Genomic DNA, 15517 nt, shown 5'->3' on the forward strand with positions numbered 1-15517 from the left:
CCCGCCTTACTTAAGTTCCGCTACCGTTACGCCAGATCCGCCTTCACCGTATTTACCAAGGCGATAGCCCTTAACATGCTTATGTCTGCGCAAGAAATCGCTGATGCCTGAACGCAAGATGCCTGTTCCGTTGCCGTGGATAATATAAACCTGCCCGAAACCGGCCAAGAACGATTCGTCGAGGAATCGATCAACCTCCAGCATCGCTTCTTCCAGGTTCGTACCGCGCAAATCGAGCTCGGAGCGAACATTCTCATCGCGCGTCCGCTTGAGACTTGCTGCGATCTTAGGCTGCTGCGTCTTGCCGGATTCCGCGCGCTTCATAAGCTCCAAGTCGCTTAACGCCACTTTCATCTTAAGAATGCCCAGTTGAACAACCGCATCATTGCCATTAACCTCTACAACATGACCGCGCTGGCCAAGGCTGTATACCGTAACCTCATCGCCGCTTTCGATCCGCTGCGGCTTAGCCGCCTTGTTCTGCTGGCCTTTCGACGATTTGCTCTTCTCAGGCGTTGCTTCATCAAGCTTACGCCGCGCCTCGGTCAGCTTATGATCCTTAACCGCTGCGCCTTCCTCCTGCGCTAATTTGCGCAGGTCGGCAATGATTTGCTCGGCTTCGCGTTTCGCCTTGAGCATGACTTCACGCGCTTCGTCTTGCGCCTTTGCCAGCAGCTTCTCCCGCTGTTCATCGAACTTCTGGCGCTCACTCTCGTGACGAGCGCGTTCCGATTCCAGCTGTTTGCGAAGGGCTTCGGCCGTATTACGCTCTGCCTCGGCTCCAATCCGATTCTCTTCTAATGAAGCAATCATCGTTTCAACGCGTACATCCTCTTCGCTGACCTCGCCGCGCGCGTGATCGATAATGCCGCGCTGCAAGCCAAGGCGCTCAGCAATTGCAAAAGCGTTGCTTCGTCCCGGAACCCCAATCAACAAGCGATAGGTTGGGCTGAGTGTCGCGATATCGAACTCCATGCTCGCATTGATGACACCTTTGCGGTTATAGGCATAAGCTTTCAACTCGCTGTAGTGCGTCGTTGCAACGATACGGCACCCGAGCTTGTGCATGTGCTCCAGGATGGCGATAGCGAGCGCCGAACCTTCAGCAGGATCGGTACCCGCGCCAAGCTCATCAAGCAGGACAAGACTCTTCGGCGTCATATTTTTCAGAATGCGGATGATATTCGTAAGATGACTAGAGAACGTACTCAGATTCTGCTCGATGCTTTGCTCATCGCCGATATCCGCGTACAGCGCGTCAAACACGCATAGCTGACTGCCTTCTTCAGCTGGGACAAACAGACCGGACATGGCCATAAGGCTAAGCAGACCGATTGTTTTCAACGATACCGTCTTACCGCCCGTATTCGGACCGGTTACGATGATCGTCGTATAATCATTGCCAAGCTCGACATCAATCGGAACGACATGCTCGCGATCAATCAGGGGATGACGCCCGCGGCGCAGCTTGAAGTAACCCCGATTATTCATTCGAGGCAGCGTAGCACCCATCAAGTGAGCGAGACGCGCTTTGGCAAATGCAAAATCAAGCAGACCTAACAGCTCCAAATCGAGCAGCAAATCATCGGCGTATTCGGCCGTCAGCGCTGTTAATTTCTGAAGGATTTTCTCAATTTCACGTTCTTCGGCCAAACGCAGCTCACGCAGCTTATTGTTCAGCGCAACAACCGCTTCCGGCTCGATAAACAACGTGGCCCCGGAACCGGATTGATCGTGAATAATACCGCCGAAGCTGCCGCGGTATTCTTGTTTGACGGGAATCACATAGCGGTCATTCCGGATCGTAATGATGGATTCCTGCAGCATCTTCTGTACGGATGAAGAGCGAATCATGCTCTCCAGCTTCTCCCTCACACGACCTTCACCGCCGCGAAGCTCTCTGCGAATGGATGCCAGCTCGGCACTCGCGCTGTCCATCACTTCAGCCTGATCATCGATACACATCAAGATCGCATCTTCAAGTGCTTTGTGCTCCGTTAGCTGTTCAGCAGTAGCGGCAAGCAGCGGGATGGGATGATCGTCGTGCAGCGCATGAATATGTCGCTTCAGACGGCGCGAGCCTCTAACCGTCTCCGCGATTTCCAGCAGCTCCGCAGGATTCAGCGTTCCGCCGATCCGAGAGCGAAGAAGCGATGGTTTGATGTCGGCAATGCCTCCGAAAGGCGCGTTTCCTTTGAGACGGTCCGCTTTGTAAGCCTCATCCGTCACTTCCAGCGCATGCTTCACATTTTCTAAGTCGGAGCTCGGATGAAGCGCATCCACGACTGATTTTCCAAGCGCGGTTGCGGCATGCTGTCCTAATTTATATACAATTTTGGCATAATCCAGTGTTTGTAATATTTTATTGTCCAAGCGAGAACACCCCTCTCGTTTCCTATTATAGCCGAACAACGCGGTGTATGCCACGATTCAGCGCTTCCATGAATGGAGTAAGCAAAAAAGGAAACAATACCTCTACACGAGAAGGTAAGCTTCTCCGAACACTGGCCAATGCTTTTGATCCATGCGCCGATACGCGCCTAAGTGTGGTCAGGAGGCTTTTGTCAAAAAACTTTGTAGGAGGTTTTTCACTATGCATTTCCTGGGTCACGTGGTCAGATTCATTGTATCAGCGATCGTGTTAATGATTGTGGGCTATATTGTACCTCAATTTAGCGTAGGCGGTTTCTGGAGCGCGCTCTTCCTGGCGCTTGTCATCGCGGCTTTGGGCTGGATCATCGAGGGCATCTTCGGCAAACGCGTCTCGCCGTTTGGTCGAGGCATTGTCGGATTCCTGTGCAGCGCCCTTGTCATCTGGGTCGCGCAGTTCATAGTTGGCGGCGTTTCAGTTACTTGGCTGGGAGCCATACTGGCCGCCCTCGTAATCGGGATCATCGACTTGTTTATTCCGGTCAGCACCCCGTATGAAGCAGGACGTGAACATTAAGCTGCTGCTGCAGTAAAGCATTCAACAGATCGTCACAGTAATTTGTTTCCGGTAACGGTATACTAGAGGAGTTCATAACTATCCGATTCATGAAGGAGCGTTCTCTAGTGAAAAAATTACTGCTCATGTCCTTTATGCTTGTTGCAGCCGTACTCGTCTTAGCCGCATGCGGTTCGAAAAGTTCCGACACTAACAATTCAACTGGTTCCGGCGTAGAAGAAACCGGTACAGCTGCTTCTGCAAGCATCGTAATCAAGGCATCGCGTTTCGAGTTCGATCAACCGGTTTACAAGATCAAGAAAGGCGAGCCGACTGAAATTACGCTGGAATCCGAAGATGGCGTACACAACATGGAAGCACCTGACCTGAACCTTACGGTTAACAGCGGCAAACCGAAAGTCGTCACATTGAATGATGCAGGGGAATACGAATTCCATTGCGACATTATGTGCGGCACAGGCCATTCCAAAATGATTGCCAAAATCATCGTCGAGTAGACCGGCTTGCTCCGCTTATCGAATGAATACCAATAACCCGTTCAGTATGTGCTGAACGGGTTATTTCTTATTCCAATATATAATGCACTCTATCAGGAATACTGATGAAGGCCATTTTGGGAGCGACTTGGCGGTATATATCCGTTTTGATGTTAGCATCTTATAAGAAAGACTTATAACTCTGCTATTCCACCGGCGTATGTTGTTTGCTACGATGTTTGCAACGATAACGAAGAGGGTGGACTTCATGATTACAGTAGATGGACGAGTAGTAATGATAACAGGTGCGGGCACAGGTCTTGGCCGAGCGACAGCGATCGATTTTGCACGTGAGGGGGCTCAAGTTGTGCTCCTAGGTCGACGCCAAGGGAAGCTCGAGGAAACAGCTGCACTCATCGAGGAAGTCCGTCCGGGCAGCAATGCTCTGGTTCTTGTCTGTGATATTGCCAGCGGAGCGGCTGTACAAGCTGCAGTCCGGCAAGCGATAGAAACCTTGGGTCGCGTAGATATTCTTATTAATAATGCTGCGGCTTTAGAGCCCGGACGCGTCATTGAACTCACTTCTGAGGAATGGGCAACTCAGATCAGCATTAACCTGACAGGACCTTTTCTCATGACCAATGCCGTATTGCCTTCCATGCGTGAAGCCAGGTACGGAAGGATTATTAATATCACATCGGGTTTGGCGTCAAACGGAGCCGGCGGATATGCCGCTTACAGCGCATCCAAGGCAGGGTTAGAGTCGCTAACACGAACAACAGCGGATGAAGAGCATGAATACGGCATTCTTGTGAATGCCTTTAATCCCGGTACCATCCGTTCCGAGATGCATGCAACCGGCAAGGACCCGCATCAAGTGACCGGCGATCTGCTGCGCTTGGCGGCTTTGCCATCTGATGGAGCGACAGGAGCCATTATTGCTTATTAAAATGAAAAAGAGGGCTGTGCTGCACGCGGGTTTCGATTTCGAAACCGGCGTACCGCACAGCCCTCTTCTTCTCTTATCTAATCGACTTCAAGAAGTGCAATCCATTCATTGTACTCCGTCTGAAGCTTCGAGTATTCGACCTTAAGCTTGCCATGTTCGATTTGAAGCTGATCATGGGTGGCTTGCAGTTCATGGACTGAGGAAAGTGATGCTTCCAGCTCTTCGAGCCTTGAGCTGATCTGCGCGGCTTGCGCCTTCGCTTTCTCCGCTTCTTCCTCGCTCAACAGGAGCTGTTCCAGCAAACCTGCTTCCGCTTCGGCATGTGCCGCAGCTTGCTGCTTGGCTAGCGTAATTTCCGAGTCCGCTGCATGCATCTGATCCATTAGTTTCACATTAGCTTCGTCGGCAATCCGCTCCGCTTCGGCCATTTGCTGCCGTGCCTCTCGCATGAAGTCAGCCGCGCGATCGTCTGCAGCTTGCAGACGATCTGCCAGCTGCTCGTTCCGCTCCTCCAACAGCTTCGCTTCGCGCATGATGCGCTCATGTTGTTCTTCCAGCATCAATTGTCCCAGCTGGCTTTCTTCCACAGCCTGCTGCGCTGCCTTCAGTTCGCTGCGCAGTACATCCAGCTGCTCTTCCTGCTGTTGAATCGCTGCGCTGCGGCGGCTTTCCTTCTGCTCCTGATCGGCAAGCCATTGCTCCGCTTGTTCAGCTCTGCTCTCATGTTCACGAAGTTCCTGTTCAAGGCGTGCCGCCTTGGAACGCAGTGCCTCTCCCTCTTCTGCCATTTCCAGCTCGAGCAGTTCGGTCTTCTCTTGTTCCTGGGCAAGCTGTTCTTGCATGGAACGAAGCATCTTGCGCATCTCTTCAAGCTGCGAAGCGAGCTGATCGCGCTCTTGCTGCCATGCGTGCTCGCGGTTCTGTTGCTCAGCCGAGAGTGAGAGATAACGGCTCTCCGCATCTGCACGGCCGGCTTCGAGTTCCCGCTTGAAGGCAGCTGTGATGGAGGCTGCTTCCGCTTCGCCTTCTTGAATCGCCTGATCCAGCAGAAATTGTGCTGTCGCCCGCTCCTGCTCTAACTGCACGGCGGCGGCTGTCTGTTCCCGCTCCAAGAGGGCGGCTGCTTCTGCCTGAGCCTGTTCGAGCTCTTCGCTTGCAGCTTTGCTCTGCTCGACCAGCTTCGCTTCGGCTGTAACAGCTTGCTCGACAGCTCGCTCGGCCTCGCCGCGCATCCGCTCTAAACGCTCGCGAGCCACCTGACGAATACGTTCCACATCTGCCTCTGCGGTGATCCGCACCTGCTCGATTCGAGCTTGCATCTCCAATCTCGTCTCTTCCAGCTGTCCGGCTGCTGCTTCCGCGGTTGCTTCCTGCAGCGACCGTTCCTTCTGCAGCTCTTCTTGATGAATCGCATGCAGCTGCTTAAGTTCAACTGCTGTATATTCTCGCTCCTGAGCAAGCTCTGCTTGAGCTGCTTCACGCACTTGCTCCAGCTGCGCTTCCATGGCGAATTTCGTGCGCTCCAACTCTTCGCGCGCTTCGATTACAGCCAGCGACTGCGATTCCACTTCCAGCTCCAGCGTAAGCTGCAGCTCCTCGAGCTCTGCGCGATGAGCATCGCGCAGTTCAGTAAGCTTAGCTTCCGCTGCTTCGAGCTCGCTTGCGAGCTTAGTTGCTGCAGCTTCGCGCTCAGCTTGCAGAGTTGCTTCTGCTGCTTCGCGTTCACTAGCCAGCTTCGCTTCTGCTGCTTCAAGCTCACTAGCCAGCACTGCTTCCACGGCCTCGAGCTCGCTTGCCAGCTTAGTTGCTGCAGCTTCGCGTTCAGCATGCAGAGTCGCTGCTGCGACTTCGCGTTCACTAGTCAGCTTCGTTTCCGCTGCTTCAAGTTCACTAGCCAGCACAGCTTCCAAGGCTTCAAGCTCGCTTGCGAGTTTAGACGCTGCTGCCTCACGTTCAGCTTGCAAATTCGCTGCTGCTGTTTCACGTTCACTTGCCAGTCTCGCTTCTGCCGCTTCAAGTTCACTAGCAAGCTTAGCTGCTGCCTCACGCTCAGCTTGCAGATTCGCTTCAGCGACTTCGCGCTCACTTGCCAGTCTCGCTTCTGCTGCTTGAATCGTTTGCTCCATTCGACCTTGCAATGTCGAGCTAACCAGCTCCAGCTCTTCATGAGCGGCTTCTTGCTCACGATCGAACTCTTCCTGAAGCTGCTCAAGAGCTTTACGCGAAGCTTCTCTTACCGCTTCCAATTCCGCTTCGAGCTCCGTGCGTACGCGCTCTAGCTCTGCTTGAGATGCGGACTGCTCACTTTCACGCTCAGCAGTCAGTTCCACCCACACCCGCTCGAGTTCTGCTTGCGAAGCATTCAATTCACTTGTATGTTTCTCATCGAGTTCTGTTCTTGCTTGCGCAAACTCAGCACGAGCCGCTTCTAACTCACTTGTTAGTTTCGCAGCCCATTCCGCACTCACACGTGCAAGTTCCTCTTGCGCTGCTTCCTGCTCGAACGAAATCTCTGCCAGCAGCTCTGCTCTTGTACGCTCAAGCTGCTCGACGGAGGCGGCTTGCTCGCTTTCCAGCTTCGTTGTCAGCTCCTGCTGGATTCGTGCAAGCTCCGAATGGGCTGCTGCTTGCTCGTTTTCCAGCTTCGCAGTCAGCTCCGCCTGAACTCGTGCCAATTCCGCTTGCGCTGCAGTATGCTCGCTTTCACGTTCTTCTTGCAATAGAACCAGCTCTAAACGCGCTGTTTCTTGTGCATCCTCACGTTCCGCAATAAGCTCCGCTCTTACTCGCTCAAGCTCAGCTCGCGCTTCCTCTTGCTCACGCACAAGCTCCGCCTTCAAGCGCTCGATCTCTGCTCGCGAAGCCTCTTGCTCGATCTCGCGCTCCGCCATCACGCGCAGCTGCTCCTCGAGCGCAGCTTCCTGCTCGCTCGCCAGCTTCGCTTCCGCTGCGCTGATCGCTTGCTCCAAGCGCCCTTGCAGCATCGCGCTTGTCCGCTCCAGCTCCTCGCGCGCAGCCTCTACCGCCGCTTCCGCATCCTCTTGCTCCGCGGCAAGCGCCTTCTCCGCACTCGCTCGCTCCGCGACTAGCGTCTCCTCCGCAGCCGCCAGCGCAGCGGCCAGCGCCTTCTCCGCACTCGCTCGCTCCGCGACTAGCGTCTCTTCTGCTCTCGCCCGCTCCGCGGCCAGCGTCTCCTCCGCAGCAGCCAGCGCAGCGGCAAGCGCCCGCTCCGCACCAGCCCGCTCCGCGACTAGCCTCGCCTCCGCACTCGCCTTCTCCGCGATTAGCTCCGCTTCCGCGCTCAACCGCTCAGCATCGAGCTGGCCGTGCAGCGTATCCACGATCAGCTTCGCCTGCTCGAGCTCCGCTACGGCAGCTTTGCGGCGCTCCTCGGTTTCGTGCATCCGCTCATTTTCGACTCGTAATCTAAAAACATCTTCAGCCATATGTACTGCAGCAAGCATCGCAAGCTTAGGCACATCCAGTCGTGGATAGCCCTTAGCCAGCTTATTCATATTCTCGTCAACAAGCGCTGCAACGCGCTTGATATAGTCAGGATTATTGTGACCAGCTAATTTGAATTGATTTCCAAATATATCAACAGTTACACGTGTCCGATCGGCAGCGTTCATGAGGGCATGTCCTCCTATAGGTTCAAGGGTGAAAAATGAGTTCAATGCGACAATCGTTGCCTTCTTCCACTTCTAAAGCATGCCGGGCAAGACTTACTGTACAAGCTTTCTCATGCCGATAATCCAGCAAAATAGAATAAAGCCGCACCGAGATTTGTTCGCAAGGAACTAATTCGATGCGGCAAAGGTCAACTCCTGCCTATTTACGCAATTCCGCTGCAAAAGATTGTTCCAATTTTGTTACAACCTCTGCATGGCGTTCCGTTACTTCTTCATCCGTCAACGTACGCTCTGCATGACGGTAAACGAGTGAAAGTGCGACGCTTTTCTTGTCCGCGCCCAGCTTCTCTCCGGTAAAGATATCGAAGATACGAACCGACTCCAAGAGCGCGCCGGCTGTCTCTTGAACAGCGTCGATCAGCTTGCCTGCAGCCACATCGCGGCTGAGCACAACTGCGATATCACGTTCCATAGCCGGGTAACGAGGCAGTGCCTTATACACGATGTCAAAATCAGCAGCCGCATACAGCGGCGCCAGTTCGATTTCGAGTACATACGTGTCAGCCAGATCATGATCAATCTGTGTTGTTGGATGCAATTGACCCAGGTATCCAATGGTTTGCGCACCACGGTCGCCTTGGAATACAACCGCTGCCGTACGGCCTGGGTGCATATGCTCCGGTTGAGCTGCTTCATAACGGATAGAACCGCTTACGCCAAGCACTTCTACCAGCGTTTCGAGAATGCCTTTCAGATCGTAGAAATCAAAGGCTTCAGCTTTACGGTTCCATTCCGTTACATTCTTGTTGCCGGTAAGGAGAACGGCAAGTCGGTGTTTCTCATGAGGCAAACGAGAAAGTGCCTCTTCATCCGTATGGAAGACGCTGCCGATCTCGAAGATCGCGACATCGTCGTTTTTACGATTCCGGTTGTACGCGGCTGTTTCCAGCAATTGCGGAAGCAGGCTGGTACGCAATACGCTGCGGTCTTCGCTCATTGGAAGCGCCAATCGAACCGGGAACAAATCAGCTCCAGCCAGGGCTGGGAACAGCTTCGTCCGATCCGGGTGAGTGAAGGAGTAGCTAATCACTTCGTGAAGGCCTGCATCCGTTAGACGTTTGCGCAGCTCGCGGCGAATTGCCTGCGGCTTTGTCAAAGCACCCGGTGTCGCAGCGCCTTCGATTGCAGTCGTCGGGATATTGTCATAACCGAACAAACGCGCAACCTCTTCGATCAAATCGACATCGCGCGTGATATCACCGCGTCTGGATGGAACACTTACAGTAAATACCCCATCAGTCGACAATTCAAACGGGAATTGCAGACGGCCAAAAATCGTTTCGATTTCGAGCTTCGCAAGCTCTGTTCCGAGGTAACGGTTGATTTTGGCGATGGATACGCTGATTACCGCATCTTTCGGCTGCTCTGTCAGCTCTTCCACGATGCCTTCAAGCACGTGGCCGCTTGCATATTTCGCCATAAGCGAAGCAGCGCGATCAAGAGCCGGAATAACACGAGCCGGGTCAACGCCCTTCTCGAAACGTACGCTCGATTCCGAACGCAAGCCGACTTGACGCGACGTTTTGCGAATCGTACCGCCATCGAAGCGTGCCGACTCCAGCAAAATATTGACCGTCGAAGCCGTTACTTCCGAGCTTGCTCCGCCCATAACGCCTGCAAGCGCAAGCGGTTCTTGACCGTTCGAGATAACCAGCATATGCGGCTCAAGCTTGCGATCTTGACCATCAAGCGTAGTCAACACTTCACCTTCGTTTGCCATACGTACAACGATGCGTCCACCTTCGACTTTATCTGCGTCAAAAGCATGCAGCGGTTGACCGTATTCCAACATAACAAAGTTCGTAATATCCACTACGTTGCTGATTGGACGAATGCCAGCAGCCATCAGACGATTCTGCATCCACTGCGGTGACGGACCGATTTGTACGCCTTGAATATAACGCGCCGAGTAGTGCGAGCATTGCTCCTGCGCTTCGATGCGAACCGACACATGGGCAGAAGCTTGCTCCACCGCATCGTTTACACGGTTGTCCGGCAGCTTCACGCTGCGGCCTGTCAATGCACCGATTTCATAGGCAACGCCCAGCATGCTTAGGCAGTCAGAACGGTTTGGCGTCAAATCAAGCTCCAATACTTCATCTTCGATCGCGAGCACATCCAGAATAGATGCGCCGATCGGCGTACCTTCCGGCAGCACGAGAATGCCTTCTTGCTGTTCTTTAGGCAGAAGCTTCTCGTTAAGACCAAGCTCCTTCGCGGAACAGATCATGCCCTGAGATTCCACCCCGCGCAGCTTAGCACGTTTAATGGCAAAATCCCCCGGCAGCACAGCGCCGATCGTCGCAACCGGAACCAGCTGACCTGCAGCTACGTTCTTCGCGCCGCACACGATTTGCAGCACTTCCGGGCCGCCTACGTCAAGCGTACAAACGCTTAGCTTGTCAGCATCGGGATGCTTCTCGCGTGTCAGTACGTGACCGACAACTACGCCTGTAACCCCTTTGTTACGGGATTCGACGACATCGATTTCAATGCCTCCGCTTGTCATTAGCTCTGCCAGCTGGTCGCCGGTATAGCCGTTCAACTCGATATATTCGTTCAACCATTTATAAGATACGTTCATATTAGTAGTCGCCTCCTTCTCACATTCGGACAAACTGGCTTAGGAAGCGCAGATCGTTCGTATAAAAATGACGGATGTCGTCAATGCCGTATTTCAGCAGCGCGATACGTTCTACGCCCATACCGAACGCGAAGCCGCTGACTTCATTCGGATCGTAGCCGCCCATCTCAAGCACGCGCGGATGAACCATGCCGCAGCCCAGAATCTCGAGCCAGCCGGTTTGCTTACACATCCGGCAGCCATGGCCGCCGCACTGTACGCAGGTGACGTCAACCTCAGCGCTTGGCTCCGTGAACGGGAAGAAGCTCGGACGAAGACGGATTTGGGCTTGTTTGCCGAACATCAGCTGTACGAATTGAAGCAAGGTGCCTTTGAGATCGCTCATGCGGATGTTTGGTCCGATGACAAGTCCTTCAATCTGATTGAACTGGAACGAATGCGTCGCATCGTCATCATCGCGGCGATAAACTTTACCCGGGCAAATAACTTTAACCGGTTTGCCGTTCATGGCTTTCATTGTGCGAACCTGTACCGGCGAAGTGTGCGTACGCATGAGAATATCGTCCGTAACGTAGAACGAATCTTGCATATCGCGTGCAGGGTGATCCTTCGGCAGGTTCAGCGCTTCGAAGTTGTAATAGTCGGATTCGACCTCTGGTCCTTCAGCGATCGTGTAACCAAGACCGATGAACACGTCCTCGATTTCTTGCGCTACTTTATTCAAAGGATGTACGGCGCCTGCGGATTGTTTCTTGCCCGGCAGCGTGACGTCGATCGTTTCCGCACGAAGACGGTTCTCCGTTTCCGCTTGCTGGAACGCCGCTTGCTTGGTTTCAATGACTTCTTCGATTGCGGCGCGTACTTCATTACCGACTTGCCCGATAACCGGACGCTCTTCAGCACTCAGGGAACCCATGCCGCGGAGAATTTCGGTCAGCGCGCCTTTCTTCCCTAGGTACTTAACACGCAGATCATTCAATTGCTGCGGACCGTCAACCTGCTGCAGCTCCTGCAGCGCCTCGACCCGCAATGCCTCCAAACGCTCTTTCATTCCATCCAGCCCCTTCTTTAACCAAATCACATTTCTGAAAACAAAAAAACGGCTCCTTCTCCCCGTAAGGGACGAAAGAACCGTGTTACCACCCTAATTCAAATTACCGCAGCCTACTGGTAGGCGAGGCAATTCCTCAAAGTCCGAATATCGGCCGGAACCCGGTACTCCCTACCTTGTGCGGCTCATGGCCGTACACCTTCAAGAGTCTGCTCGGAAGGGAACTTCGGCAGCCTGATTTCCCAAAGACGCTCTCAATCTACGGCGTCTTCTCCCTGTCAAGAAAGCACTGCGTACTCTTCTTCCTCATCGCGTTAACGTATATAGAACCTATTATACAAAGTTTACATACCCTTTCGCAAGGGCGGATTGCCCGCACTGGATTCTGCTTCTTTCACCGCGTCCCGAATGCTCGTAACCTAACTATTCGCTCCAACTCTAACGTGGTTCAACGCCGCCATAGCCGAGAGTTCCATTAGCGACTCTCAGGGGCAAAACCGCCGGATTTCCGTGTCGAGAATTCGATATTCCGACTCTCAGTTACCAAACTAACTCGATTCTAGCCCCCGCTACAACTGAGAGTTCCATTTCCCGACTCTCAGTACCATATCCAACTGGTTTTCGTGCCGAGCGTTCGATTTTCCGTCTCTCAGTCACCTAACTAACTCGATTCTAGCGCCCGCTTCAGCTGAGAGTCCCTTTTCACGACTCTCAGTAGCATATCCAACTGGTTTTCGTGCCGAGCGTTCGATTTTCCGTCTCTCAGTCACCTAACTAACCTTTGCTCGCCAACGCTTATGTTGCTCCACTTGTACAGCGATATATTCGCTTACAACTCCCAGAATAGGCGAGTTTACTCGGGTTTCGACGGTTGAGCTACTTCGTAAGCGGTATAGCCGCTTAAGTGCACCTATTCGACCAATTTTCACAGCTATAAGCGACATATCCGCTCTCAGCTCCCAGTTATGGCGAGTTTACTTGAGTTTCGACGGTTGAGCTATTTCATAAGCGGTATAGCCGCTTAAGCGCACCTATTCGACCAATTTACACTGCTGTAAGCGATGTATTCGCTTACAGCTCCTAGAATAGGCGAGTTTACTCCAGTTTCGACGGTTGAGCTACTTCGTAAGCGGTATAGCCGCTTACGCACATCTTTTCGACCATATTTTGTTGCTATAAGCGATATATTCGCTTACAGCTCCCAGAAAGGCGAGTTTACTCCGGTTTCGACGGATGAGCTACCACGCACAAAAGGGCGGTCCCATCGGCCAATTGCATGCCGTCCGAGTCCGCCCCTCTACATTCCTTCTTATCGCTGTCTCTTACGCGAAACCGCAACGCCGAGCGCTGCTGCCGCCAGTGCTACGGCGACGATGGACAGCGTAAGGTTCACCGGATCGGAGCCGCTATCCGACTTGTCGGCCGCCGCAGTCTCTTGCGCGTCGGCCGCGCTGTTATCCGTTGTTACCGGCGTACCGACATCCGTCGACGACGCGTTTCCCGTACCCTCGGAGCCCGAAGACGTTGCCGTATTCGGATCTGATCCTACGGAACCACCGCTGGTACCGCCGCCGTGTCCGTCACCTTCGCCGGATGCCGCCGTTACCGTCGTTACCGATGCCGGATAGTCCGCTCCGTCACCGCCGACCCACTCCACAACCGAGCTGTCGCTGTAGGTTTGATAGGCTTTCCAGATCAACTGCTTCGCATCCTCCGCCACTTTACCGGATACCCGGAATTCAGTGAATTCCGTTTGCGCCAAGCCATCGCCTTCGGCCGTCCATGTAATGGATGCAATTGCTTTGGTTTCAGCGTTTAGCTCAAGCTCGTATTTCCAACCTGCTTTCGGCTCAACGCGGCTTACCTTCACACCGTCGGGTACTTTCACTTTCACGACTTTGGTAGTCACGTTCTCTTTCTCGCTCGGAACGCGCACCGAGAAGACCTCATAGCTGTTCTGTGCTGCTTCCTTGGGCCAGACCGTTACGTGTGCGCTGGCAACGCCAGCAAAAAGGAACATCACCATCAGCGTCATGCCCAGCACGGACCATTTCTTTAATTTTTTCATTTTACACCCTCCTGCTCTCGTCTATATAGGAGCAGTATACCGCAACAACCTTTATCCGCCATGACTCGTTCGAGCTATACGTATGTTACAAGTTTGTGTCTTGGCATGTCCGTGCTATTCCTTCGCAAGCCCTTTCTCCAGCGCATAGCGGGTGAGTTGAACCCGATTCTCCAGATGCAGCTTTTGCAAAATATGTTTCAAATGGTTCTTCACCGTATGCTCGGAGATTCCGAAACTTTCGGCAATTTGCCGATTAGAGCCGCCATAAGCTACCCGTTCCAGCACCTCGCGTTCCCTCTGCGTCAAGGCGGTGTGTACGGCATCGGCATCTTGCTCCGTCACGCCGGCATTGTCGCTGCGCACGACCTCAGCGACAACCGCTTTCCCAGCTCCTGCCTGCCCCGCGCTACCCCCGTTAAACTCCTGCAGCATGCGAAAAGCAAGCTCCTTCGACAACGGGGCCTCATCCACGGCAACAGCGCGCAAGTACTCGAGCCATGCCGATGGCGACAAGTTCTTCAGCAGATAGCCCTGCGCCCCCCGTTTGATCGCTTCGAACAGGTCGGAGATATCGTCCGATACGGTCACCATGATGATTTTGATGTGAGGATCGATCGTCTTAATGCGCTGCGTCGCTTCCATTCCGTTCATCACCGGCATGTTGATGTCCATCAGCACCAGATCAGGCACAAGCGTTGCCGCAAGCATGACCGCCTGTTCGCCGTTTGACGCTTCTCCCACTATGGAGAAGGATGCGTCGCCGCTGAGGATGTCCCGCATCCCCTCCCGTCCATGTGGATGGTCGTCGACAATCAGCACCGTTATTTGAGTTTCGCCCATATCAGCGCTCCGCCTCCTTTATCACTTCAACGACAGTACCCTTTGTCGTCGGCAGCTCATCTTCCACATCTTGTGCATCTAATGACTCTGCTGCACCAGGCGACCGAACCCCAAACTGCCAGCCCATCGCCTTGGCACGATCCTGCATCATCCGAATGCCGTATCGTCCCTTAGCCATAAGCTGGGCCGGCTCAGCGCCAATTCCATCATCCTCGATGGTACACCGAAATCCACTGCCGCCATCCGAATCGGGCCACGCATGCACGGCTAGGTATGAGGCATTCGCATGTTTACGCACATTCAGCATCGCCTCACGAACGATTGCGAGCAGCTCGACCTTCTCCTTGCCGCTCAGTTTTCCTTCGGTAAGCTGCCAATCCAGCTCCACTGCGAGGCCGCCGCGCCGCAGCTCCTCTGCCATATCCCGAACCGCCTGCATCCATTGCACGTCGGTTCTCGAAGGCTCGCTGCGAAGCGAGGCAATCGACTGCCGCACATCTTCATAGACATGCCGCACCGTACGGCGGAGCTGCTGCGTCGTTTCCTTGACAGCTTCATCGTCCTTCGCCTGCTCCAGCTTATCCAGCTTCACGGACAACAGGAACAGCGACTGCGAGATGCCGTCATGCAGTTCCCGGGCAAGCTGCTCTCGTTCCATGAACGCTGCCTCCGCCGCTTTCGCCTGCTGCAACGAATCGTTAGTGGACTCCAGCATGCGAAACAGCTTGATAAGAAGCGTCGCCGTTACGGTCATGACAATAACAGGCGCGAGCGCATTGCCAAGATCCATCGAAACATAGGGGAGCAGAAACGTATGTCGCAAATATTCCCACAACGCTATCGTTAAAGTCGGCGTCCACAAAATGAACCATTTTATGCGGTTATATGTCATTTTGCCACCTGCCGCCTC

At 53.7% G+C, this 15517-nt stretch carries 10 protein-coding genes; 3 read left to right on the top strand and 7 right to left on the bottom strand.

Features of this window, described 5'->3' with window-relative positions; all coding sequences use genetic code 11:
* Positions 1-6: 6 nt before the first annotated feature.
* Positions 7-2373: an endonuclease MutS2 gene (locus tag BLW29_RS05945; protein WP_090977263.1), complete on the bottom strand. Its 2367-nt coding sequence runs from the start codon at positions 2371-2373 to the stop codon at positions 7-9.
* Between the two features lie 220 nt (positions 2374-2593).
* On the opposite strand from BLW29_RS05945, the gene BLW29_RS05950 reads away from it, so the two are divergent.
* From BLW29_RS05950 to BLW29_RS05960, 3 genes are all read left to right on the top strand, one after another.
* Complete coding sequence (locus tag BLW29_RS05950; RefSeq protein ID WP_090977267.1) at positions 2594-2947, top strand: phage holin family protein; 354 nt, start codon at positions 2594-2596, stop codon at positions 2945-2947.
* Between the two features lie 107 nt (positions 2948-3054).
* Positions 3055-3444 (top strand): cupredoxin domain-containing protein, encoded by a 390-nt coding sequence (locus BLW29_RS05955; protein WP_090977269.1) that lies wholly within the window; start codon positions 3055-3057, stop codon positions 3442-3444.
* Positions 3445-3691: 247 nt separating this feature from the next.
* Positions 3692-4372 carry an SDR family NAD(P)-dependent oxidoreductase gene (locus BLW29_RS05960; RefSeq protein ID WP_090977271.1) on the top strand — a complete coding sequence of 227 codons (681 nt, stop codon included), beginning with the start codon at positions 3692-3694 and terminating at the stop codon, positions 4370-4372.
* Between the two features lie 77 nt (positions 4373-4449).
* Here the strand turns inward: BLW29_RS05960 and zapA are convergent, their stop codons facing one another.
* The 6 genes from zapA to BLW29_RS05990 form a co-directional block, all read right to left on the bottom strand.
* On the bottom strand, positions 4450-8004 hold the full coding sequence (gene zapA, locus BLW29_RS05965) for a cell division protein ZapA (RefSeq protein ID WP_090977273.1): 3555 nt from the start codon (positions 8002-8004) through the stop codon (positions 4450-4452).
* 199 nt (positions 8005-8203) lie between these two features.
* The gene (gene pheT, locus BLW29_RS05970; RefSeq protein WP_090977276.1) at positions 8204-10648 is read right to left on the bottom strand and encodes a phenylalanine--tRNA ligase subunit beta; all 2445 of its coding nucleotides are present in this window, start codon (positions 10646-10648) and stop codon (positions 8204-8206) included.
* Between the two features lie 19 nt (positions 10649-10667).
* Positions 10668-11699, bottom strand: a complete 1032-nt coding sequence (pheS, locus tag BLW29_RS05975) for a phenylalanine--tRNA ligase subunit alpha (protein WP_090977278.1) — start codon at positions 11697-11699, stop codon at positions 10668-10670.
* 1309 nt (positions 11700-13008) lie between these two features.
* Positions 13009-13767: a YcnI family copper-binding membrane protein gene (locus tag BLW29_RS05980; protein WP_090977280.1), complete on the bottom strand. Its 759-nt coding sequence runs from the start codon at positions 13765-13767 to the stop codon at positions 13009-13011.
* A gap of 114 nt (positions 13768-13881) precedes the next feature.
* Positions 13882-14607: a response regulator gene (locus BLW29_RS05985; RefSeq protein ID WP_090977282.1), complete on the bottom strand. Its 726-nt coding sequence runs from the start codon at positions 14605-14607 to the stop codon at positions 13882-13884.
* Position 14608: 1 nt separating this feature from the next.
* Entirely contained in the window at positions 14609-15499 is an 891-nt protein-coding gene (locus tag BLW29_RS05990; protein ID WP_090977284.1) for a sensor histidine kinase, read from the bottom strand.
* Positions 15500-15517: the final 18 nt, after the last annotated feature.

The organism is Paenibacillus sp. CF384, from assembly GCF_900106745.1.
Classification (GTDB): Bacteria; Bacillota; Bacilli; order Paenibacillales; family Paenibacillaceae; genus Paenibacillus_Z.

Excerpts from the sequence above, each read along its gene's own strand:
- pheT (WP_090977276.1), bottom strand. The coding sequence starts at position 10,648 with ATGAACGTATCTTATAAATGGTTGAACGAATATATCGAGTTGAACGGC.
- BLW29_RS05980 (WP_090977280.1), bottom strand. The coding sequence starts at position 13,767 with ATGAAAAAATTAAAGAAATGGTCCGTGCTGGGCATGACGCTGATGGTG.
- BLW29_RS05950 (WP_090977267.1), top strand. The coding sequence starts at position 2,594 with ATGCATTTCCTGGGTCACGTGGTCAGATTCATTGTATCAGCGATCGTG.
- BLW29_RS05960 (WP_090977271.1), top strand. The coding sequence starts at position 3,692 with ATGATTACAGTAGATGGACGAGTAGTAATGATAACAGGTGCGGGCACA.
- BLW29_RS05985 (WP_090977282.1), bottom strand. The coding sequence starts at position 14,607 with ATGGGCGAAACTCAAATAACGGTGCTGATTGTCGACGACCATCCACAT.
- BLW29_RS05990 (WP_090977284.1), bottom strand. The coding sequence starts at position 15,499 with ATGACATATAACCGCATAAAATGGTTCATTTTGTGGACGCCGACTTTA.
- pheS (WP_090977278.1), bottom strand. The coding sequence starts at position 11,699 with ATGAAAGAGCGTTTGGAGGCATTGCGGGTCGAGGCGCTGCAGGAGCTG.
- zapA (WP_090977273.1), bottom strand. The coding sequence starts at position 8,004 with ATGAACGCTGCCGATCGGACACGTGTAACTGTTGATATATTTGGAAAT.